17 protein-coding genes are annotated in these 22,057 nt (G+C 58.1%); 6 read left to right on the plus strand and 11 right to left on the minus strand.

Translation table 11 applies throughout. The features are described 5' to 3' along the window. Positions 1-3 precede the first annotated feature (3 nt). The 8 genes from argF to GSQ83_RS03650 all read right to left on the minus strand — a co-directional run bounded on the left by argF (position 4) and on the right by GSQ83_RS03650 (position 10,623). Complete coding sequence (gene argF / locus GSQ83_RS03615) at positions 4-1,005, minus strand: ornithine carbamoyltransferase (protein ID WP_158801522.1); 1,002 nt, start codon at positions 1,003-1,005, stop codon at positions 4-6. Positions 1,006-1,017: 12 nt separating this feature from the next. Next, on the minus strand, positions 1,018-2,241 hold the full coding sequence (locus GSQ83_RS03620; protein WP_158801523.1) for an arginine deiminase: 1,224 nt from the start codon (positions 2,239-2,241) through the stop codon (positions 1,018-1,020). 23 nt (positions 2,242-2,264) lie between these two features. Further along, positions 2,265-3,743, minus strand: coding sequence for an arginine-ornithine antiporter (arcD, locus tag GSQ83_RS03625; RefSeq protein ID WP_158801524.1), 1,479 nt, complete (start codon positions 3,741-3,743; stop codon positions 2,265-2,267). A gap of 659 nt (positions 3,744-4,402) precedes the next feature. Beyond that, complete coding sequence (locus tag GSQ83_RS03630) at positions 4,403-5,233, minus strand: universal stress protein (RefSeq protein WP_158801525.1); 831 nt, start codon at positions 5,231-5,233, stop codon at positions 4,403-4,405. Between the two features lie 401 nt (positions 5,234-5,634). Further along, the gene (locus tag GSQ83_RS03635; protein ID WP_371417949.1) at positions 5,635-6,831 is read right to left on the minus strand and encodes an ABC transporter permease; all 1,197 of its coding nucleotides are present in this window, start codon (positions 6,829-6,831) and stop codon (positions 5,635-5,637) included. Further along, a complete protein-coding gene (locus GSQ83_RS03640; protein ID WP_216849905.1) occupies positions 6,735-7,856 on the minus strand; it encodes an ABC transporter permease in 1,122 nt (373 codons plus the stop codon). Before GSQ83_RS03640 ends, GSQ83_RS03635 begins: the two co-directional genes overlap by 97 nt. Then, on the minus strand, positions 7,853-9,592 hold the full coding sequence (locus GSQ83_RS03645) for an ATP-binding cassette domain-containing protein (RefSeq protein WP_158801527.1): 1,740 nt from the start codon (positions 9,590-9,592) through the stop codon (positions 7,853-7,855). Before GSQ83_RS03645 ends, GSQ83_RS03640 begins: the two co-directional genes overlap by 4 nt. Beyond that, complete coding sequence (locus GSQ83_RS03650; RefSeq protein WP_216849906.1) at positions 9,589-10,623, minus strand: efflux RND transporter periplasmic adaptor subunit; 1,035 nt, start codon at positions 10,621-10,623, stop codon at positions 9,589-9,591. The genes GSQ83_RS03645 and GSQ83_RS03650 overlap by 4 nt, the downstream gene beginning before the upstream one ends. A gap of 191 nt (positions 10,624-10,814) precedes the next feature. On the opposite strand from GSQ83_RS03650, the gene GSQ83_RS03655 reads away from it, so the two are divergent. The 6 genes from GSQ83_RS03655 (at position 10,815) to GSQ83_RS03680 (ending at position 18,125) form a co-directional block, all read left to right on the plus strand. After that, a complete protein-coding gene (locus GSQ83_RS03655) occupies positions 10,815-11,294 on the plus strand; it encodes a CBS domain-containing protein (RefSeq protein WP_158801529.1) in 480 nt (159 codons plus the stop codon). Between the two features lie 259 nt (positions 11,295-11,553). Next, the gene (locus GSQ83_RS03660) at positions 11,554-13,305 is read left to right on the plus strand and encodes an HAD-IIB family hydrolase (protein WP_158801530.1); all 1,752 of its coding nucleotides are present in this window, start codon (positions 11,554-11,556) and stop codon (positions 13,303-13,305) included. Positions 13,306-13,625: 320 nt separating this feature from the next. Next, positions 13,626-14,279 (plus strand): BON domain-containing protein, encoded by a 654-nt coding sequence (locus tag GSQ83_RS03665; RefSeq protein WP_158801531.1) that lies wholly within the window; start codon positions 13,626-13,628, stop codon positions 14,277-14,279. Then, the gene (locus GSQ83_RS03670; protein ID WP_158801532.1) at positions 14,276-15,040 is read left to right on the plus strand and encodes a CBS domain-containing protein; all 765 of its coding nucleotides are present in this window, start codon (positions 14,276-14,278) and stop codon (positions 15,038-15,040) included. Before GSQ83_RS03665 ends, GSQ83_RS03670 begins: the two co-directional genes overlap by 4 nt. Before the next feature lie 338 nt (positions 15,041-15,378). Further along, the gene (locus GSQ83_RS03675; protein WP_216849907.1) at positions 15,379-15,591 is read left to right on the plus strand and encodes a lipoyl domain-containing protein; all 213 of its coding nucleotides are present in this window, start codon (positions 15,379-15,381) and stop codon (positions 15,589-15,591) included. A gap of 161 nt (positions 15,592-15,752) precedes the next feature. Then, a complete protein-coding gene (locus tag GSQ83_RS03680; protein WP_158801534.1) occupies positions 15,753-18,125 on the plus strand; it encodes a phosphoketolase in 2,373 nt (790 codons plus the stop codon). Positions 18,126-19,083: 958 nt separating this feature from the next. Here GSQ83_RS03680 and cydX read toward each other — a convergent pair. From cydX to GSQ83_RS03695, 3 genes are read right to left on the minus strand one after another with little or no spacing between them, the layout of a single operon-like run. Then, positions 19,084-19,203 (minus strand): cytochrome bd-I oxidase subunit CydX, encoded by a 120-nt coding sequence (cydX, locus tag GSQ83_RS03685; protein ID WP_158801535.1) that lies wholly within the window; start codon positions 19,201-19,203, stop codon positions 19,084-19,086. A 12-nt stretch (positions 19,204-19,215) separates the two neighbouring features. Then, complete coding sequence (cydB, locus tag GSQ83_RS03690; RefSeq protein WP_158801536.1) at positions 19,216-20,373, minus strand: cytochrome d ubiquinol oxidase subunit II; 1,158 nt, start codon at positions 20,371-20,373, stop codon at positions 19,216-19,218. 14 nt (positions 20,374-20,387) lie between these two features. Further along, positions 20,388-21,956, minus strand: coding sequence for a cytochrome ubiquinol oxidase subunit I (locus GSQ83_RS03695; protein ID WP_158801537.1), 1,569 nt, complete (start codon positions 21,954-21,956; stop codon positions 20,388-20,390). Between the last annotated feature and the right edge of the window lie 101 nt (positions 21,957-22,057).

Raw genomic sequence — 22,057 nt, forward strand, 5'->3', positions numbered from 1 at the left:
GTATTACGCTCCAATTGTGGCGACGAGGATCGCCTTGATCGAATGCATACGATTTTCGGCTTGGTCGAAGACAATCGAGCCAGAGCTCTCGAAAACCTCGTCTGTCACTTCCATGCAATCGATGCCGAAGCGCTTGAAAATATCAGCGCCGACCGATGTGCCAGTGTTATGGAACGCTGGCAGGCAGTGCATAAATTTAACAAAGGGGTTCGCGGCCGCGGCCATCACCTCACGCGTAACACGATACGGTGTAAGCAGTTCAATGCGGTCAGACCAAGCGGCCTCGTCCTCGCCCATCGAGAGCCAGACATCCGCGTATAAGAAATCGGCTCCACTTACCGCCTCCGACACTTTTTCGGTCAAAGTGAAACGCCCGCCATTTTGCCCCGCCAGCTGCGTCACCTTCTCAACGAGGGCTTTATCGGGCCACAGTTTCCTCGGCGCCGCGATACGCATATCTATACCAATCTTGGCCGCGCCTATCGCGAGGGAGAGAGCAACATTGTCTAGGCCGTCTCCGATAAAGCTGAGAACAACGTCCGACAGGTGCTTGTGAGTGAACTCTCGCATCGTCATAAAATCCGCAAGCACCTGGGTCGGATGGGCTTGGTCGGTTAGGCCATTATAGACGGGCACACCCGAATACTGCGCAAGCTCCTCCGCTAAAGTCTGCCCAAAACCGCGATATTCGATGGCGTCATAAATTCGGCCCAACACGCGAGCGGTATCCTTCATCGTCTCCTTGTGCCCAATATGGCTGCCGCTTGGGCCGAGGTAGGTGACGTGCGCGCCTTGATCGTATGCCGCCACCTCGAAGCCGCTGCGTGTTCTTGTAGAATCCTTTTCGAAGATCAGAGCGATATTCTTACGCTTAAGGCGAGGGCGCTCGTAGCCCCCGTATTTAGCGGCCTTCAGCTCCGCCGCGAGCCTCAATAGGAAGCGGATCTCGTCCGGCGATAAATCATCGAGCGACAATAGGCTGCGGCCGCGCAAATTGATCGGCATGATCTTATCCCTTCAAATTGCGTCGCGACGAACCGGGCAGGTCATACAGTGGCCGCCCCCGCGACCACGCCCCAACTCGGAACCCTCGACGGTAATTACTTCGATCCCGGCCCGACGCAGCAGCGTATTGGTATAAACGTTGCGGTCATAGCTAATGACAACACCGGGTTCAACCGCGACGACATTGTTTCCGTCATCCCATTGTTCACGTTCGGCCTCGTAAGAATCGCCGCCAGTTGCGATGAGGCGAAGTTCCTTCAGGCCGAGTGCCCTTCGTACTACCTCTGGAAAGGGTGCGTCCTCCTCAACCACGTGAAGGCAATCTGGGGTAGGTCCGACCTCTAAGGTGAAGCTCCTTAGACGGTCGACCACCGCCGGGTAGAGTGTCGCAAGGTCCGGTGCACAGAAGGTGAAGACCGTATCGAGATGCATAAAGCTGCGATCGCGCGGCATAAGGGCCGCGATAACCCGTGTGAACTGCCCTGAGGAAAACAGGCGTCTGGCAAGTCGGCTGACCGCATGCGGCGTGGTGCGCTCTCCCATACCGATCAGCACGACACCGTTGCCAATCGGCATGACGTCGCCACCTTCCAGCGTCGCCGTGCCGGCGAAGTTAGCTGTGCCGTCCCACCAAGTGTCGAACTTTGCCGCTCGGAAGCGGGGATGGAAGCGATAGACGGCACCAACATTGAGCGCCTCAGGCCGTCGCGCAGGCCAATACATGGAGTTGACCGACACGCCGCCGCCCACCCAGCAGGAGCTGTCGCGGGTGAAGATCTGGTTGGGCAGCGGTGGTAATACGAAGTCCTGCGATTCGAAGCTCCGGTCCACCAGACCCTGCGGTTTGAAGGGAAGCTCGGCGCGAGCGATGCCGCCAATTAGAGTGGTTGCTAGGTGACTGGCTGACATTTCGTCCAGCCAGCCGATCAGCTCGTCAACAAGCTCGAAACCTACCGTCTCCTCATTCACCCGCGCACGCGTCAGCCACCGTCGTGCGTCTGCATCAGCCATTGTCTCCGCGAGGAGCTTGCCGAACTCAAGCACTTCGACCCCTCGGTCCTGGAGCGTGTCGACAAATGCGTCATGCTCCTGACGAGCGCGCTTCACCCACAGAACATCGTCAAAAAGGAGCGTGTGGCAGTTTTCGGGTGTTAATCGCTGTAGGCTGAGATCCGGCCGATGCACAATTACCTCGCGCAATCGCCCAACTTCGGAATAGACTCCAGGATCACTCATAGGGGAAACCTCGCTCGGCTGGCTCAGGAGAGGGGATTGATTGCGCCGGTGTACATGAGCCAGGCCGCGGCTACGCCCGCAACAATCAGTAGCGCCGCGATTACTGCCTCAGCGGGATGAAATAGCCGGAGCTTCAATTGCCTTCGGGCGACCCAGTAAATAAGAATGCCGGGCGCATAGAGGATAGCACACATGAATAAGTATGACGTTCCTGCCGCATATACGAGCCATATGCCATAGACAGTAGCGACGAGCCCAATGACCAGATCGCGGATCTTGGCCTCTGCTTCGCCACGGATAGCGAGGAGAGCGGCATAAGCGCCAGAGAAAATATACGGGACGAGGATCGCGACTGAGGCAATAGAGAACAATGCTTGATAAGTGCTGTTCGCGAAGAGTGTTATGAGGAGGAAAAGTTGGACGAGACCATTGGTAACCCAGAGCGAAGTCGTTGGCGAGCCATTTGCATTGGCCCGCCCGAAGAAGCGGGGCATCGTGCCATCGCGCGAAGCGACAAAGGGTATCTCCGCTGCAAGCAAGGTCCAACTCAGGAAAGCTCCAAAGACCGACACCACAAGGGCAATGTTAATCAGTCCTGCACCCCATGGGCCGACCACATGCTCCAAAACGCCGGCCATCGACGGATTTTTTAGCCCAGCAAGCTCGGGCTGGCTCATGATCCCGAGTGCCAGCAGAGACACCAAGGCGTATAGCAACAGGCAGATCACGAAACCGCCGATCGTCGCCGCCCCGACATCGCGGCGCCGCTCGGCACGTGCTGACACCACGCTCGCGCCTTCAATTCCGATAAAGACCCAAAGGGTGACGAGCATCGTGCTCTTCACCTGCGTAAGAACCGAACCTAATCCTTTCGTGGCGGCGCCACTGAAGTCGAGCGCGAAGATGTTCGTATGGAAGGCTGCGATGGCAAGCACGATAAAGAGCACGATGGGCGCGATTTTGGCTATGGTCGTCACGAGATTGACGAGTGCTGCCTGACGCACACCCGACAAAATGAGCGCGTGGATGACCCAAAGCGCGACGGAAGCGCCCAGGACGGCCTGCCATGTATTTCCATTGCCGAAGGCAGGATAGAAGAACGACAGGGCGCTAAAGACTATAACAGCATATGAGACGTTCCCAACCCAAGCGCTGATCCAGTAGCCCCAAGCGCTGTTGAAGCCGACGAACGGACCGAAACCGGCTTTGGCATAGGCGTATGGGCCGGCATCGAGCTCCGGCTTGCTCCTTGAGAGCCGCTGATACACCTGTGCGAGGGCGAGCATTCCCACACCAGTGATTACCCAACCGATTAAGATGGCCAGAGGTGCTGCGGCTGCCGCCATATTCTGCGGAAGGCTGAAGACGCCGGATCCGACCATCGAGCCGACGACAATCGCCGTCAGCGCTCCCAACCGGAGCTTACCCGAATGCTTCGCGACGACGCCCGCCTGTGAGACGAGATTTGGAGGGGCGAGTGGTGCTACTGGGCTAATACTCATGACATGTTACCTCCGAACCTTTGGCAGCTCTCTCGCGTGATGATGGGGTCATGGCACCCCTCCCGTTTGATGACTGGCGATCGCGGTATCGAACTGTTTCACACCATTTGATCCGCCGATGATCACGCCTTAACACCCGTCCTCGCAAGAATGGTCGGCAAAGGGGGACCGCGCATTGACTCACATCAAGGTCAAGTGAGTCAGGTGCGGGGGTTGTTGTAAACGTCGATATGTAAGCTAGCGCGACAGGCGCTATAACGATCAACGCTTGCGATGGAGGCGATGCTATCCGAACACTTAGCAGTAAAGCCGTCCTTCCATGGGAGCAGGGGAATCTGAACGCGCCGGATAAGGAGAGGATACTGGGCGATCGACGCAACTCTCCTAGAAGGTTCGATAGAAACGACTTGATCGGCCGAGGCGACGCTGACCGTGTATCTACGTCCCGTCTCGACCGAACGACGTAGACCCTTTCCCTCAACCCCGATCTTGCGGTGGTCATGCGCAGCCAAGCGACTGGGGTTAGATGGCAACCGCTGCAGACGGACGCCTAAACCCAGGTATCAGCGGCGGGGCGCTCGGCCGAGAAGCCTCTGGCGGGTATGTTGGCGTGCGCGAGGATTGCCACAGGACATAAAACTTGGTCTGGCGGAGGGCGCCTAGTGGGAGACGAATGCGCATCGCTCGGCACGTAGGAGAAGATCTCGTGTCACACCTCCAAGCACCACCTCCCGAAGTTGACTGTGCCCGTAAGCGCCCCCGACGACCACGTCTGCTCGGTATTCATCGACAAATGCCTCGAGTTGTGCAGCATCGTCGCCATTGGCCGCGGCTGCGACAGCCTCCGCTATGATACCGTGGCGCCCGAGCCATGCAGCAACATCGTTCACACGTCTGGTCGCCGCGGCAAGATCGGCTTTGCCGGCGATCTCGATAACCGTCACTTCTTCTGCTAGTTTCAACAGAGGGAGCGCATCTGAGCTGGCGCGACGCGTTTCTCGCTTATCTTTCCAGAAAACCAATACCCGCCGGAATTTGAGTCGATCCATATTTTTAGGCACGATGAGCAACGGCCGCCCAATTTGCATCAGCAGATTGCCAAGATTAACGTGACGGGCGCGGCAGAGTGGTTGGTTGGCCGAGCTTGGTCCAGTGATGACGAGGTCGGCTACCCGTGCCTCATGCGCAAGATACTCGGAGAGGGGCGCGATTGTCACTGATGAGCGCCATTCCAGCTTGCTTGCGCGACCGAGAAGCGCCGACCGAAACTCAGTCTCTGCGGCTTCGAGTTCTCTCTCGATCTCGCGAAAATCACGTTCGATAGCGTCGTCGAAATCGAGCGCATCATTGTAGAGGAGCTGAAGTGGTTGGCGAGCAGCGATGCCAACCACTTCAGCGTGACACCTCTCAGCAAGCTCTCCGGTAACCCTCAGAAGGCCTGCATTGTCCTCTCCCGGCGCCAAGTTTACCATTATCGTGGTGTATGTCACGAAATACTCTCCCTTCAAGGATCATAAGATTGCTGACTGGATCATCTAGGGGTTCTTGACTTGGCCGGCGGTGATCGTCGCATCCGGGTCTATACGACGCAGCGACGCATCGTCGCGGTCAAGGAACAGCCTTTGGAGGTTAGATGTCCGTCATAGTTCATGCCGAACAGAAGTCATGAGCGAGGGTTTTCGCAGAAGGCTGGACTTCTGCGTATCGAGATAAGAGACTACTCCGAGTGGCGATCCGAAAGTCTTATGAACGAGTGAGGCGGCCGCCATCATCACGAGAACCACATCGTCGTAGCGTGGCTTAAGATAAGGGCATACCGGAGGCCACGAGTTGACGAAGATCAAGACGAGGCAGATCTCGAGCCCCAGCAATGACCCTCGTTCGCGGGTTATCAGGTTACCGCTCGCCGGACAGCAACCCAGGCTGCGGCGAACGACGCCAGCCCGATCAGTGCAATTGGCCAGGCGTATTGGAGCACCAGGCAGGCGGGCAAGTCTTGTAGGAACAATCCACGCGCGATGATGAGCATCCAACGTATCGGATCAGCACGCGAGACAAGTTCCGCCAGCGCAGGCATATTTTCGATCGGGGCGGCGTAGCCGGACAGCACCACCATAGGTGATGCGATCACGAAGACGCTGAGCATTGCCTGCTGCTGAGTGCGCGCTATTGAGGATATTACCAGCCCAATAGCCACGCCGGCTAACAAGTAAAGCACCAACGTCGCCTGCAGCATGGCCATGCTACCTAGAAATGGCAATTTGAACCACAACAGCCCTGCGAGGATGACGATGTTTGCATCGATCCATCCGACTATGAGGCCTGGTAGAGCCTTGCCGATCAGGATCTCTGCGGGGCGAAGCGGCGTTACGAGCAGCTGTTCAAACGTGCCCAGCTCGCGTTCGCGGGCGAGCGACAGTGCGCTTACAAGCATCGCGATCATGAGCGAAAGCACTGCCACGAGACCGGGAAGTATGAACCATTGGCTCTCAAGAGTTGGGTTAAACCAGTCGCGGGTGACCAACGTTAGCGGAACTTTGCCTTCGCCGGGTTGGATCGCCGATAGCTCTGCGACAATCTGCGTAGCATAGCTTTCCACGAGCAAGGCCGTGTTCGAACGACGCCCATCGATCAGCAGCTGTACCTCTGCGTCGCGGCCGGCGAGGACGTCAGCCGAATAGGTCTGCGGGACGTGCAGCACGGCCGCCACCTGCCTAGCATCGATTGCCGCGGCGGCTCCCGCCGGACTTTGTAGGCTCGCCACCGCGTGGAAGGCTGGGGATGCGGCAAAGCGCCTTACCAGTTCGGCGCTTTGCACCCCGGCATCGTCGTTCCAGATCCCTAGAGCAACATCACGCACGTCGTAGGTTGCAGCATAGGCGAAAACGAAGACTTGGAGAAGCGGCGGAACTAAGATGACGAAGCGGGTGTGCCGGTCCTTCCACAGGCCGGTGAGCTCCTTGGTCAAAAGCGCCATTACACGCTGGAACATCAGTCGAGACGCCGCCGAGTGACGAGGAGCGTGGCGCCGACGGCCAGGATGGCGGCCGCCGCCAAGCCACACAGATTGGGCAAAATGACGGCCCATATGTCGCCAGCCAAAAAAACGGTCTGAAGTATCGAAACGAGATAGCGAGCTGGCACACCGTAGGTGATGATCTGCAGCCAGCGCGGCATGGAGGCGATATCGAATAACATGCCTGACAGCATCATTGCCGGAAGCATGGTGGTCAGGAAGGCCACTTGGGCTGCAACGAATTGATTGCGGGCCAGTGTTGAGATGAATAGGCCCAGGCCCAGGGCGAAGACCAGGAACAGTGCCGACGCCGCTCCCATGGCGCCGAAGCTGCCGCGGAAGGGCAGATCGAATAATCCGACGGCTAAGAGCACCGAAAGTAGCATGCTGCCCATACCGAGGACAAAGTAGCAGCCAAGTTTCGCTAAGATCAGCTCAGCCATGGCCGCGGGCGATGCCAGCATGCTTTCCATCGTTCCGCGCTCCCATTCACGCGCGACGATCAGCGCAGTCAAGAGGGTGCCCGTCATGCTCATCACCATCACGATGATTCCTGGTACGATCGCGTCCGCCGACCGTAGTTCAGGATTGAACCAGTAGCGCGATGCCAGATCGATCGTGGGTCCACTAAGGCGTCGTTCACTCGCCTGACCGACAAGCCAGGTGGTAAGCGCACCGGATACGTAGCCCTCGAGAATGCGGGCAGTGTTAGGATCCGTCGCATTCACCGCGAGCTGGGCGGTTGCGGGCCAGCGGATGGGATTAGCCAGTCGCTCGCTGAAATCGTCACGCACGACCAGCATGCCGCGCACATCGCCTCGTATCATCGCCGCTTCTGCGTCATGAGTGTTCGGCATGCGTTGCGGATCGATAAAAGGCGAGGCAGCTAGCGACTGCAGCATACCACGGACCTCCTCTTCTGGAGCCGCGATAACGACCGCGATCCTCATGTGATTGGCGTCGAAGGAGATTCCATAGCCATTCACGATGAGCAGAACCAGCGGCAGAAGGAATGCGATGAGAATGGCGGAAGGGTCCCTGGAAATCTGTTTGATCTCTTTCCCCACTAGGCCGCGCATGCGAAGGGCGACGCTCACGTGGGATCGCTCGGCTGCTCGCCACGCTTTACCAGGGCGATGAACGCGTCTTCCAGGGACGGGTCGGGTAGTTCGGTTGTTCGGACTTGAGCGCGGAGGCTAGCGGGCGTCCCCGTGGCGATCATCCGACCATCACTGATGATGCCGAGACGATCGCAATTTTCGGCCTCATCCATAAAATGGCTGGTCACCAACACAGCGACACCTGAGGCTGAGAGATCCCCGATGCGCTGCCAAAACTCCCGCCGTGTAAGTGGATCCACGCCTGAGGTCGGCTCGTCCAGAAAGAGAATATCAGGGTCATGCAGCAAGGCCGTGGCTAAGGCCAGCCGCTGCTTAACGCCAAGGGGCAAAGAGCCTGAGGTAGAATTGGCTACCTCCGACAGTTCGAACCGTTTTAGAGCCAGGTCGATCGCAAGGGCGCGCTGAGCGCGCGGGAGCCCGTAGGTGCGCGCGAAAAAGCTAAGGTTTTCCAATACAGTAAGCTCGGCGTAAAGCGAGAAGCGCTGCGCCATATATCCGATGCGGCCCCGGGCGGCGGCGGCTGACCGCAGGAGGTTCTTGCCCGCGACCTGGGCGGTTCCTTCGCTGGGTCGGAGCAAGCCGCAGAGCATGCGAAAGATCGTGGATTTGCCGGCTCCGTTTGGACCAAGCAGTCCGAAGATCTCGCCTCTTGCGACCTGAAGAGTCACATGATCAACGGCTAAGAAGGTGCCGAATCGGCGCGAAAGGTCGTGCACTTCGATTGCCGCACGTGAGGCTGATGCAGAAACTGGCTGCGAAAAGGCCCGGATCATCTCATGGGACGATTTCACCTTCCGCGCGGGCAGGCGGTCAATGAATCCATCCTCAAAACGGGGCGCGAGCGAGGTCAGCTCAATGCCACCGAGCGCCGCGGCCTTCGGAACCGGCACACCTTTCCTTAACACGATCCGCACAGCGTCACCGTCCATCGTGGCGTCCAATACGCTAGGATCGTCACGCGCGCGTTCCGCGACTTTGCGGCGGGTTCCTGTAGCCGCGGTCAGGCGGAAGACGCGGCCCCACAGAGGCGCTGTAAATGCCTCGGGCTGTGTTGCCGCTAGTAGTTTGCCCTCATGGAGGAGCAAAACCTCACTGCACCGCGCGGCCTCGTCCAGATACGCTGTTGCCCAAATTACACCCATACCGTCCTTGCGACCTTCTTCAAGCATTGCTGAGACAATGGCCCAAAGTTCGCGCCGAGACGCAGGATCGACACCCACCGAAGGCTCGTCGAGCAGCAGGAGTCGCGGCTGACCCAACAACGCGCAGGCTAGTCCAAGCTTCTGCTTCATCCCACCCGACAATTGACCGGCGAGGCGGCGGTTAAACGGCGCGAGACCGGTAAAACGCAAGAGGTGCGCTGACCTCTCTGCGCGAACCGCCTGTGTGAGTCCATGGAGATCGGCGGAGAGTTGCAGATTTTCGGCGACGCTCAGATCTTCGTAGAGTCCGAAACGTTGCGGCATGTAACCGATCGCGCGATGGACGGAAGTAGCGTCGGTGACCATGTCATGGCCCAACACCGTGATCCGTCCTTGGCTCGGGCGCAACAGTCCGGCGAGCAGCCGGAGCAAGGTCGTTTTGCCAGCGCCGTCGGGCCCGATAAGGCCGGTGATTACACCGGCCATGACGTTCGCCGAAACTCCCGCGAGGGCGATCCTATCGCCGAAAGAATGATACAGATCATCGATCCGCACGAGCGGGTCGGTCATGACGTCAGTTGCTTGGGCAGATGAATTGTGACGGGCTGACCTTGCCGGATACCGGAATCCGGATCGGTCACACGGATCCGAAGCCTGTAGACGAGCTGCGTCCGCAGCTCGGGGGTTTCTACGGTTTTGGGCGTGAATTCCGCCTCGGGCGAGACGTAGCCGATCTGGCCAGCATATGGGTGGCCAGATCGGCTGTCGGTGAAAATACTCACCGCGGCTCCGGGCGCGACGCGGCCGAGCATAGCTTCTGGCACGAAAGCTCTTATCCAGACTTCTCCGGTTATGGCGATCGAATAGACCGGAGAATTTGGCAGCACAACTGTTCCTGGTTCGACCACCCGGGTCATCACGATGCCGTCGCAAGGTGCCTTAATCAGCGTGCGAGACAACTCGGTACGCGCGAGCTCAAGCGAGGCTTCAGATTGGCGAAGCTGGGCGCGAGCAATGTCGATATCCTCGCTGCGCGGCCCGTTAATGGCTTCCGTCAGCGCAGCCTGTGTCTGCGCAACAAGTGCTCGAGCGGAGTCAAGAGCCCTCCGAGCGTCGTCGAGGGCCTGGCGAGGGGTCGCATTGGTCAAGACGAGTACCTGCTGCCTGTTGAACGTTGCCTGGGTATTGGCAAGCACTGCCTGAGCGCTGGCGAGATTGGCGCGGGCCTGGTCAACATCCTCCGGCCGCGTTCCATGTACTAGCTTCTCAACTTCCGCCTGTGCTGCATCGCGGCGCGCCATTGCGAGGGAGGTAGCATTTCGATAAGTTGCGCTATCGAGCGCCGCGAGGACCTCGCCGAGCTTAACGGGGTCGCCTTCGCGCTTCTGCATAGTGGTGATAGTGCCTTCGCTGTTGAAGGCGAGGTCGACTTGCCGGATTTCGACGTTGCCGTAGAGCGTGCTGGTTTGCGGTGCTGCGCCAAGCCGCTGAACTACTTCCCAGCCCATCCATCCCATGAGAGCCAGAACAACGACGGCTAACCCGATCCGCTTCATGTCTAGGTGCCAGTCGTCATGATTGCGGTCGCCGTCATCGGTCATCATCCCTCTGTTACGGCGAGGGTAACGACACTGGTTCAAAGCGTTTTGATCCAGGTCATTCTTTGGACTAATCTGCGCGTTATGCTTCGTTCGATCCGAAGGCTGAGGTAAGACGGACGCAACTTGAGCGAGATCAACTAGTCGGGGCGACGTTCTGCTATTTGGGGTGAGATCGGAAGAAGGGGCACGACATGGCAATCAAGGCCGCGGATATCATGACACGGAGCGTGGTCACTGCTAAACCGGAGGACTCGGTCACTCAGATCGCACATCTCCTGTGCGATTTCGAGATAAGTGCCGTTCCAGTGTGTGACGATAAAGGCGGCATCCTCGGCATGATAAGCGAAGGCGATCTAATGCGTCCGTTCGGAAAAGCCAAGACGTTGAAGCGCGCTTGGTGGCTCGGCGTGCTCGCCGAAGGAACCGAGCTTGCACCATCTTTTTTGGAGTATATCCGTCAGGACAACCGACGCGCTCGCGATTTGATGACCAGTCCTGTCATCACAGCGACTGAGGAAACCGAAATTTCTGAGTTGGCCGACCTCATGGGCCGACAACGGATCAAGCGCTTGCCAATCACCCGGGAGGGGAAACTCATTGGCATCGTCAGCCGGGCGGATATCGTGCATGCGCTCGCGTATCGTCCTCAAGACATCGGCCAGGCGGCCTGATATCGGGACCGCGGTGCTGCAGGATTGTTTACATCCAGCAGCGGCTTGGTTTCGCGGCATCACGACAGCGCTGCCGGACGGCATCGTCTCGATTCTGCGGATGACCAGTACTGCAGGCGGCTGAATACTTCGGAGGATTGGTGACCAGTCGACGCTTGAAGGGTTAGCCTCTGGCCCAAGTTATGCGTTGGCTTGGCCGCAGACGCCGCAAGTCTGATGAAGATACGCTCTGCTGCCGCGATGCCCATTGAGGTGTGTTTTGTACTTTTTGGCCCTGGCGACCGACTACGACGGAACCATAGCGAACCATGGCGCGGTGACGCCCGAGACCTTAGACGCCCTTCGACGCTTCAAACAGACCGGGCGTAAATTAATTCTCGTGACGGGGCGCGAGGTTCCTGACTTGCAGAAGGTATTCCGTGAGCTGGCCATTTTTGACCGTGTCGTCGCGGAGAATGGCGCTCTGATCCTTGAACCTTCGACCGGAAGGGAGCGGTTACTGGCTCCAGCGCTCCCAGCTGAGTTTATTGACCGACTTCGTAAGATGAACGTCGAGCCACTTTCGGTGGGGCGGGCCATTGCGGCGACTTGGGAACCTCACCAAGCCACGGTTCTGAACGTTATCCGTGAGCTTGGGCTCGATTTGCAAATCACTTTCAATAAGGGGGCGGTGATGATCCTGCCGCCAGGTATAAGCAAGGCGAGTGGCCTTCTAGAGGCCCTCGTCGAGCTCGAGATCTCGGCCCACAACGTCACAGGAGTCGGGGACGCCGAAAACGATCATGCATTTCTTCAGATATGCGGCTGTGCGGCTGCCGTGGCGAATGCTCTTCCTTCGGTGAAGGAAGCCGCTGACATTGTGCTTATCGGGGATCACGGCGCAGGGGTCAGCGAGTTAGTCAACGAGATTATCGCGCACGACGCAGATATCGCGCCCGCGACGAAGCACGGATTGCTCGTCGGCGTGGATCGTGCGGGCAAGAGTTTCTATATCAAACCGCATGGCGGAAGCGTTTTGGTCATTGGTCCCTCTGGTTGCGGAAAGTCCACCCTCGCCACGGCCTTGACGGAACGCATGGCGCTGCAACGATTTGAATTCTGCGTGCTTGATCCGGAGGGCGATTATCTCGACCTCAAGCACGCCGTATGTGTCGGAAGCGCAGCCACGGCGCCCGACGTTCCTGAGGCGCTCAAGCTGTGTCACAACGTGGGCGTCAATCTGGTCATAAACACGCAAGCTTTGGGTATAGCCGAGCGTCAGTCACTTTTTGGAAACCTACTGGCGCAAATCTCCCACTTTCGGGCCTTGACAGGACGTCCGCATTGGCTCGTGATTGACGAGGCACATCAAGTCTTGCCGGCGTTTGAGGCTGGTCCACGACACCTCAGGGTGGGCGTGCCGTCGGCAGCCATTCTACTCACGATGTTCCCGGAGGCGCTGGCGGCCGATGCGGTGGCAATGGCCGAAGTCGTTCTGGCCTTCGGCTCCATGCCACTCGAGGGCCTGCGCGCCCTCAGAACGACATTTGATGTGCCTATGCCGACAGAAGTGCCGGTCCTGAACTGCGACGAGTTGCTGTATTGGGAGCCGCATTCAGGGCAGCGGCCGGTGCCGCTTAAAGTTGACCGCCCGGTCCAGATCCATAAGAGGCATGTGGGAAAGTATGCCTCAGGGGATGTTGGCGCTTGGCGGAGTTTCTACTTCAGAGGGCCGGGCGGCCGGATGAATGTTGGCGCCGAGAACCTATACCGCTTCCTCGACGTCGCGCATGCCGTGGATGATGAAACTTGGGAATATCATCGACAAGCCGGCGACTATTCTGCCTGGTTTAGGCACGTTATCAAAGACGAGGATCTTGCCCGGGAGGCTAAGACCGTAGAAGAAGACACCCATCTTAATGCTTCCGAGAGTCGCAGGATCATTAGCAAGGCCATACGCCGGCGTTACGCCGCGCCCGGAGCTCCTACTTCTGCATGCCAGAGCTATCTCGAGCCTCATGAGTTAGTGTGACGATCATCATTTCGAACCGCGCGACAGACCTGTGCTTCGCCCTCCGGGCCGCCGGCTGGCCTCGCGAGCTCCGTCGCTGCAAGGTGGCCTATCGGCCGCTAGCGCGAGAAACACTTGTCCCGATTTCGATCGGTCTGGCCGATCTCTGAGGCGCCCGCTAATAAATCTTCTGCGGCAAAGCGGGGCTCACCGGCGAAAGTTGCGCGCCGCAAAGGTCCCCAAGGCACGTCAATCGGCTGAGCAGTTGAGCTAAATCAAAGCGACGCATTCGCTTCCGGGGGAATGTTGTCAAGCCCTCGCAGAGGAAGGGAAGACTGCAGATGAGCAATGATGCGGCATTACGACGCGATGTCGAAGCCGAACTCGAGTTCGATCCGGCGATCGAGGCAAGCAGGATCGGGGTCGCGGTCAACGATGGCGTGGTCACTCTCACAGGACACGTTCCAACCTTTGATGAGAAGATACTCGTGGAGCGCGCGGTGCAACGGGTGAAAGGTGTCAAGGCTATTGCCGAAAAGATCGAGGTGGTTTTGCCGGACCATGCCAGGTTCGACGACGAGGAGATCGCCCGACGCCTCGCTAGTCTTCTTGCATGGACGGTTCCGGCCCTAGCACATGGAGTGCCGATCAAAGTCGAGGGCCGCTGGGTGGAACTCTCCGGCGAGGTCGATTGGAACTATCAGAAGCAAGCTGCCGAGAACCTCGCACAGCGCCTATTAGGCGTTGCTGGCGTCACGAATCGGATTACGGTCCGCAAGCAGGTCTTCCCTGGGAATATGAAGGATCGCATCGCCGAAGCGTTCAGGCGGAATGCCGAGTTGGATCCGGACAACATCAGCATAGCCGTCGACGGTGGACGCGTGACACTGTCAGGCAGGGTTAAAGGCTGGCGTGAACGCAATGTCGCGGAGAACACCGCCTGGGCGGTGCCGGGCGTCACGCACGTGGTGGACAGGCTGGCCGTCGGCCGATGAAGCGCATGGTCGCCGTTCGAGACCTTCCTTTATTCAAGGGGCTGACGATGAACGCCGTCGATATCATGACACCGGAGCCGTTGACCGTTAGAGCGGACGACACTCTCTACAAGGCCGTGCAGTTGATGATAGGACATCGCGTTAGCGGCCTGCCGGTTGTTGACCCGGACGGTCGCGTGATTGGGATGCTGACAGAAGGTGATTTACTGGAGCGCGCCGAGATCGGAACTGAGATAGCGCCAAACTGGCTTCTGGCTTTCCTAGCGCCAGGACGGCTCGCGAGGAACTTCGTTCAAAGTCACGGCAGGCGCGTCGGCGAGGTTATGACGGACCATCCGGTCTGCATAACTGAAACAACCTCGCTTGAAGATGTGGTGATGCTGATGCAACGCAAGCGAATTAAGCGACTTCCGGTCGTGCGGGACGAGGCATTGGTGGGTATAGTGAGCCGAGCGGACTTTCTGCGGGCTCTTGCGCCGCTTCTAGATCCGCAAGAAACGGCGGCCCTTGGGGATGCCGAAATCAGGGAGAAAGTCATCTCAAGTTTGGACGAAAAAGCTTGGGCGCCCATCGGTATCAAGGTCACCGTCGTGGATGGAAGGGTCGACCTCGACGGAATCATTTCGGACGAGCGCACACGTGACGCCATCATCGTCGTGGCGGAGAATGTCGCCGGGGTTAAGTCTGTCAAGGATCATCTCGTGTGGATCGAGCCGAATTCCGGTTTGACGGTTGGCATAAGTGGAGGCTCGCCGCTTTGACGCGGGATAATCGACACAGCTGCGGCGCAAGGGACGAGAGCGCATTTACACTTTCCATCGCGTTTTTAGGCCGCGCCTCGCAAAGTTTGATCGGAACGCAGAGCGCACCGGTCTCTGGCAGTTTCGGTGATTGGTTCGGAGCCCTCGGTGCTTGTCGCGGGATGATATCGCGGGGCAGCTTTTCAGAAGTTTGTGTGGAGTATCCATGGAAGCTAGTGCTCAGCGGATCCCGTTAAGAACCGTGCGTCGAACGGATGTGCAGTAGGTTACGAGTTGTGGAGGCAAAAGTGACAGTAGTAGATGTTCGAGTCGACGAAGCTCTTTGGGGCTCAACTATCTTGCCGGAAGGCTTCGTCGAGCGTTGGTTCGTCACCGATGGCACGCTGGTGTCTCGCGGGGATCGAATTGCCGAAGTCCGCATTGAGGACAGCCGCCACGAGATCACAGCACCGGTGACCGGCTGGCTCTCAACTGCGTCGAAGGTCAACGCCGTCGTTGAACCTGGCACCCTTCTCGCACGTCTGACAACGGACGGGAAGGGCACGCCTTAAGGCGGGTCGTCCGAAGGGTTGGACCTCGTATTCCTCCGGGACGGCAAGGAACACCGATGTGCCGGCCTTATCGACCATTGCTGTCGAGAGCAGCGAATACTCTGTTCATGATGTGAAGTAGAACGGTCCGAAATTTTCGACCTACTGTGCCAGGATACACGATGAACCAGATAGCGACGCCCGAACTCACGCACTTGAGCCCGGAGGAACTTCGGAAGGTAGACGCATGGTGGAGGGCCGCAAACTACTTAAACGTCGGCCAAATTTATCTTTGTGCTAATCCGTTGCTACGCGAGAAGCTCCGTGTCGAGCATATCAAGCCACGTCTGCTCGGTCATTGGGGCACGTCCCCAGGTCTGAACCTCATTTACGTGCATATGAATCGGCTTATCAAGAAATACGATCTCGATGCAATCTACATGGCCGGTCCGGGTCACGGGGGTCCCGCTTTGCTCGCGAACCTATGGCTCGAGGGCAGCTATACAGAGTTCTTCCCGCTGGTGACGCAAGACGAAACCGGCATGTTACGCCTGTTCCGTCAGTTTTCCACACCCGGCGGGGTGCCGAGCCATGCAAGCGTACCGACGCCGGGGTCGATCCATGAAGGCGGCGAACTCGGGTATGTTCTCTTACACGCCTTTGGCGCAGTCATGGACAACCCCGATCTCCTAGTTACCGCGGTTGTGGGGGATGGAGAAGCCGAGACGGGACCGCTGGCTGGTAGTTGGAAGAGCATCGACTTCATTAACCCAGCTCGAGATGGCGCAGTGCTGCCGATCTTGCACCTGAACGGGTATAAGATTTCCGGACCGACCGTCTGGGCACGACACAGCGACGACGATCTATCGAAGTTCTTCCAGGGGCAACGGTACGAACCACTTTTTATCGAGGGAGACGATCCGGCCAATGTGCATGAGAAATTCGCGGTTGCGCTTGAAACGGCCGTCCTGAAGATCCGTGCCCTTCAGCGTGCCGCCCGCCAAGATGGTGTGAGGAAGCGACCGCCGTGGCCCATGATTGTCCTTCGTACGCCCAAGGGCTGGACAGGTCCTAAGGTTGTTGACGGTCTGCCTGTCGAGGGCACGTTTCGGGCTCACCAGGTGCCGGTGTCGGAGGTCAAGACGAATCCGGTCCATCTCAAGATTCTAGAAGATTGGATGCATAGCTATAAACCGGAGGAGCTGTTTGACCACGAAGGGCGCTTTCGCGAAGAATTTGCCGAACTGGCGCCGAGTGGAACCCGGCGCATGGGGTCGAACCCGAACGCCAATGGCGGCAAATTGAGTGTGCCGCTGGTTCTGCCCGATTATACGGCCTACCAGGTCAGTTTCACCAACCGGGCGATAGAGCGGAGTGGCTCGACGGCGATCCTAGGAAAGTATTTGCGTGACCTGTATAGTGCTAACCCTCATAACTTCCGCCTATTTTGCCCGGACGAGACGAACTCGAATCGACTGGGCGCTGTGTTTGAAGTTTCGGACCGCTGTCTGGTCAGTGACATATTGCCGCAGGATGATCACGTCTCGCACAACGGACGTGTCATGGAAGTCCTTAGTGAACACTGCTGCCATGGGTGGCTCGAGGGTTATACGCTCACCGGGCGCCATGGCCTTTTTGCAACCTATGAAGCCTTTGCGATGATCGTTGATTCAATGGCGATTCAGCACGCAAAATGGATCGAGCACGCGAAGCGCGTTCCTTGGCGAGCGGATGTGCCATCGCTCAACTACCTCCTGACCTCGACGTGCTGGCGCAATGACCACAATGGCTTTAGTCATCAGGGGCCAGGCTTCATCGACACCATTATCCATCGCAAGCCGAGCGTGGCGCGAGTTTATCTGCCGCCAGACGCGAACTGCTTACTATCAGTCGCCGATCATTGTTTCCGGAGTGTGAATTACCTGAATCTCATTGTCATCGATAAACAGCCCCAACTACAGTGGCTAACGATGGAGGAAGCGAAGGCCCATTGTGGTCGGGGCGCGGGCGTCTGGGAGATGTACAGCAACCATCCGGAAGACCCGGACATCGTACTCGCCTGTGCCGGCGACATCCCGACCCAAGAGACTATTGCTGCCGCATGGATGCTGCGACAGTATGCGCCAGCGCTGAAAGTGCGGGTCGTCAATGTCGTCGATCTCATGCGGCTCTGTCCCCCAGATCGTCATCCCCATGGCATGGACGACGAGGAGTTTGTAAAGATCTTCACGGCGACCGTCCCGGTGATCTTTGCTTTTCACGGGTATCCGGGCGTCATCCACGACCTGCTGCATGGACGAGCAGCGCACGATCGTTTTCATGTCCGTGGCTACATAGAGGAAGGAACCACAACGACGCCCTTCGACATGGTCGTCTTGAACAAGATGAGCCGCCTCCATCTCTGCCTCGACGTGCCGCGCTATGTTCCCGATATGCTCCGAAGCAGTGGTATATTGATTGACCGATGCAACAGTCTGCTGGCAAGACACGATCCTCATATCCGAGTGCATTTTGACGATCTTCCCGAAATTAAAGACTGGACGTGGTCAAAATGACAAGCTAGCGATGTCATCAGGATTCTTCTTCGGGCGATGACGTCGCAGGGACACGGAAATTCACCGCGAGATCAAGCGATACGTGTGGTTCGTCAATCAGGATTTTAGTGTCGACCCCCTGCAGCTAACTTTTTGATGGCGGTGAGACGGCGCCCTAATCTTCCGGAGCTAACTCAGGAAAGACCGGGTTGCGTCGACCGGCACAATCTGTCCAGTACGCGGGCAGCCCACGCCGTTGGCGGAAGGCCTTTAGGACGGAGCCAGCGTGAGTATCACGCTGAGCGTCCCATCTACCCGGCGAAAGTCAATCGTAGAAACACTCCTTGAATCGATCTGCGTCAGTCACCACCGCACAAAGCGGCACGGTACTTAAGTTTGCGGGCCACTCGCACTCAAAGGGAGCCGCTCAAGAAATTCCTACCACCAAGTTCGTCAGTCCGAACATTCTCTTGCTTATCGCGCTCGCTCGTGCGTGGAGAGTGAAGGGCCGAGCGATCCCCGAGGGGAGGGCTCTCAACTGTGGCTACGTGTCTCACGGGGTGGGGTAACCGGGCACTAGGACCGTCTGCCACCGTCCTCTCCGCTCTCTCAGAGCTGCTTAAGAGGTTAGGCGACTCGAGCGTATGACTCGACGGCTTGAATGTCTTGCTCTCTGCCGTCGACGAGCCGGCTTACTTTGACGAGGCACTGATAAACACTATAGACATTGTCCGCGGCAACCTCTGCAGACTGCGCAGGGCCCTACGCTCTAAGTCACCCAGATTATTGGCTCGCCGACGACTAGCCGCACACTCGCGTACGACGGGGTGCATTTTCAGATGTTGCGGACTTCGGCCTGAGGTCCTCTGACTACTCAGCATCCGCCTTGCCCTGTCCGCTCGGGAAAGGTGAACAGCCATCGCGCATAGAAGATTTCAGCCGCGACTGTCCTCGAACTGGATCTGAGATGAGGATGCGCTCAATCCGACGAATGCTCTGCTTCAACAGCCGTAGTTGAATCGAACTCGTGCCACATGCCGTTGACGACACCGAACAACACGGCCAGCCCGACACCAAGAATCCAAGTGAAATACCACATGATACTTCTTCCTCAATAAAAGTCCGGATTTGTTGCAACTTCGTTTGTTGTCACTTTACCCCACATCACCCAATAGACCCAGGTTGTGTAGAGCAGGACGAGGGGAAGGAAGATGATTGTTGAAACCAACATAATGAACAATGTGGCGGGACTCGAGGACGCATTCCACACCGTCAGGCTGGAGTGGGCGTCGATCGAGCTTGGCAAAATATAGGGGAACATCGAGAGGCCAACGGTCCCGATAATGCCTATGACGGAGAGCGCTGAGCCGCCCAAGGCCAGGCCCTCAAAGCGGCGGCGGATGCCCGCGAAAGCTAGAACTGCTCCAAAGAAGGCCAGCACAGGCACGGTCATGAACCAAGGGTGCAGACTGTAATTCGCCAGCCAGCTTCCGGCTAGACGCAGGCTTGTGGTGTGCAGCGGGTTGGACGGCGCGTCGGGCGCCACGGCACTCGTGATATGGAATCCGATGTTGGCCCGGGCAATCCATAGGCCTCCGATTGCGAACAGCAGAGGGGAGAGAAGGGCCGCCCAGCTTCCGATCAGGCGGGCCCGTGCATGCACCGGCCCCCGCTCAACTTTAACAGCGAGAAAGGCTGCGCCGTGAAGAACGATCATGCAGACCGAGAGCACGCCGCAGAGCAGCGCGAAGGGCGAGAAGAGGCCCAGAAGGCTGCCCGCATAATACGTGCGCAAGTCATCATCGAGTCGGAAGGGAATGCCCAGAAGGACGTTTCCCACGGCTACGCCGAATACGAGAGCGGGCACCGCGCCGCCGACGAAAAGCGCCCAGTCCCAGCGCGCACGCCACGCCGTCCCAGGCCGCTTAGAACGATATTTGAATCCCACCGGGCGCAGAATGAGCGCCGCGAGGACCAAGAACATCGCTAGGTAGAATCCTGAGAAGCTCACGGCGTAGACGAAAGGCCAGGCCGCGAAGATCGCGCCGCCTCCAAGGATGAACCAGACTTGATTTCCTTCCCAGGTTGGACCTACGGCGTTGATCACCATGCGGCGCTCGTTATCCGTGCGAGCGACAAAAGGAAGAAGCGCAGCCACGCCGAGATCCCATCCATCGGTGAGCGCAAAGCCGATCAGTAAGACGCCTAACATTCCCCACCAGATAACTCTGAGCGTCGCATAGTCCAGTGGCACGTCCGCTAAGTTCATCGACGTCTCCCTTCCTACACGGCTATCGGGGTGGCCGGGATATTTCCCGGCGCCGGTGCTGGATCTTCGTGCGCTGCGTAGGGCCCACGCCGGACCGTCCACGTAATCAATCCGACCTCAATGATCGCGAGTGTGCCGTAGAGCAACGTGAAACCCGCGATCGTGAGCCATAGCTGTGCACGGCTAAGCGACGAGGCAGCAAGCCCTGTCGGCAACACGCCGTCGATCGCCCAAGGCTGTCGGCCAAACTCGGCGATGACCCAGCCCAGTTCGGTTGAAATCCAAGGAAGCGGGATAGCGCATACCGCAATCCAAAGAAACCATCGTTGGTCAAAACGCCTGCGGCTACACAGGATAAACGCGGTTCCGAACAAGATCAGGAAGAAGAATCCGAGGCCCGCCATAATGCGGAACGACCAAAACATGACAGGGACGTCCGGCACCGTATCCCAAGCCGCGTCTGTAATTTGCTGCGGCGTCGCGGTAAGCGGATTGGGCAGGGTACGCTTGAGTAGAAGCGCATAGCCTAAGTCCGCACCGTGGCTAGCGAGAACCGCGCGCGCACCGGGATCGTCAGGATTTCGCTTCAATGTCTGAACGGCTGCATACGCGAGCAATCCAGATTGGATCTTCTGATGCGCCTCGAGCACAAGCTCAGACATACCCGTGATCTGGGTATCTAAGCTGCGTGTTCCGATCAGCCCGAGTACCCAGGGTATGTGCACCGCGTACCGCGTAGTACGGGTCGCGACGTCCGGCCAGCCGACCAGGGTCAGGCCGGCGGGTGCTGGTTCAGTATGCCAGGCAGCCTCAATAGCGGCGAGCTTCATCTTTTGGTTTTCGCCGATCGTATATCCGCTCTCATCGCCCAAAACGATAACCGAGAGCGAGGCCGCGAGTCCGAAGGCAGAAGCGACAATCATCGACCGTCGTGCGAAGCCGATATATCTTCCGCGGAGAAGATATAGTGCGGAGATACCCAATACAGCGACGGAAGCGATGACATATCCAGCGCTCACCGTATGGACGAACTTCGCCTGAGCCGTCGGGTTGAAGAGAACAGCGCTAAAGTCTGTTATCTCCATGCGCATCGTCTCAGGATTGAATCGTGCGCCGACCGGATTTTGCATCCAACCATTGGCGATAAGAATCCAGAGGGCAGAGAGGTTCGTTCCCAAGGCCACCGCAAGGGTGACGCAGAGGTGTCCCAGCTTCGAGAGCCGCTGCCAGCCAAAGAACATGAGACCGACAAAGGTGGCTTCGAGAAAGAAGGCCATCAGACCTTCGATCGCAAGCGGAGCGCCAAATATGTCTCCCGCATATTGCGAGAAGTACGACCAATTGGTGCCGAATTCGAACTCCATAGTCAGTCCGGTTGCCACGCCCAACACAAAGTTGATGCCGAAGATCATGCCCCAGAACCGGGTGATATCTCTCCACACGGTGCGGCCGGTCATCACGTAGATGCTTTCCATGATGACGAGCATGAACGACATGCCGAGCGTGAGCGGCACGAAAAGAAAGTGATAGAGTGCTGTCAGCGCGAATTGAAGCCGCGAAAGGTCGACGACGCCGGGGTCCATCTCGGTTAATCACTCCTGCGCTGTTGCCGCCGAATGGCAGAGGTCGCCATAGGTTAAACGCTCGCCCAGAAAAGCGTTTGATCTAGGTCAATGCTTCGGTT

This window comes from Acidisoma sp. L85, assembly GCF_009765865.1.
Classification (GTDB): domain Bacteria; phylum Pseudomonadota; class Alphaproteobacteria; order Acetobacterales; family Acetobacteraceae; genus Acidisoma.

What these genes read in the sequence shown, in the direction of transcription:
- GSQ83_RS03680 (WP_158801534.1), top strand. Translation starts at nt 15,753, where the DNA reads ATGAACCAGATAGCGACGCCCGAACTCACGCACTTGAGCCCGGAGGAA.
- argF (WP_158801522.1), bottom strand. Translation starts at nt 1,005, where the DNA reads ATGCCGATCAATTTGCGCGGCCGCAGCCTATTGTCGCTCGATGATTTA.
- GSQ83_RS03620 (WP_158801523.1), bottom strand. Translation starts at nt 2,241, where the DNA reads ATGAGTGATCCTGGAGTCTATTCCGAAGTTGGGCGATTGCGCGAGGTA.
- arcD (WP_158801524.1), bottom strand. Translation starts at nt 3,743, where the DNA reads ATGAGTATTAGCCCAGTAGCACCACTCGCCCCTCCAAATCTCGTCTCA.
- GSQ83_RS03670 (WP_158801532.1), top strand. Translation starts at nt 14,276, where the DNA reads ATGAAGCGCATGGTCGCCGTTCGAGACCTTCCTTTATTCAAGGGGCTG.
- GSQ83_RS03645 (WP_158801527.1), bottom strand. Translation starts at nt 9,592, where the DNA reads ATGACCGACCCGCTCGTGCGGATCGATGATCTGTATCATTCTTTCGGC.
- GSQ83_RS03655 (WP_158801529.1), top strand. Translation starts at nt 10,815, where the DNA reads ATGGCAATCAAGGCCGCGGATATCATGACACGGAGCGTGGTCACTGCT.
- cydB (WP_158801536.1), bottom strand. Translation starts at nt 20,373, where the DNA reads ATGAACTTAGCGGACGTGCCACTGGACTATGCGACGCTCAGAGTTATC.
- cydX (WP_158801535.1), bottom strand. Translation starts at nt 19,203, where the DNA reads ATGTGGTATTTCACTTGGATTCTTGGTGTCGGGCTGGCCGTGTTGTTC.
- GSQ83_RS03635 (WP_371417949.1), bottom strand. Translation starts at nt 6,831, where the DNA reads ATGGGCCGTCATTTTGCCCAATCTGTGTGGCTTGGCGGCGGCCGCCAT.
- GSQ83_RS03695 (WP_158801537.1), bottom strand. Translation starts at nt 21,956, where the DNA reads ATGGACCCCGGCGTCGTCGACCTTTCGCGGCTTCAATTCGCGCTGACA.
- GSQ83_RS03650 (WP_216849906.1), bottom strand. Translation starts at nt 10,623, where the DNA reads ATGACCGATGACGGCGACCGCAATCATGACGACTGGCACCTAGACATG.
- GSQ83_RS03665 (WP_158801531.1), top strand. Translation starts at nt 13,626, where the DNA reads ATGAGCAATGATGCGGCATTACGACGCGATGTCGAAGCCGAACTCGAG.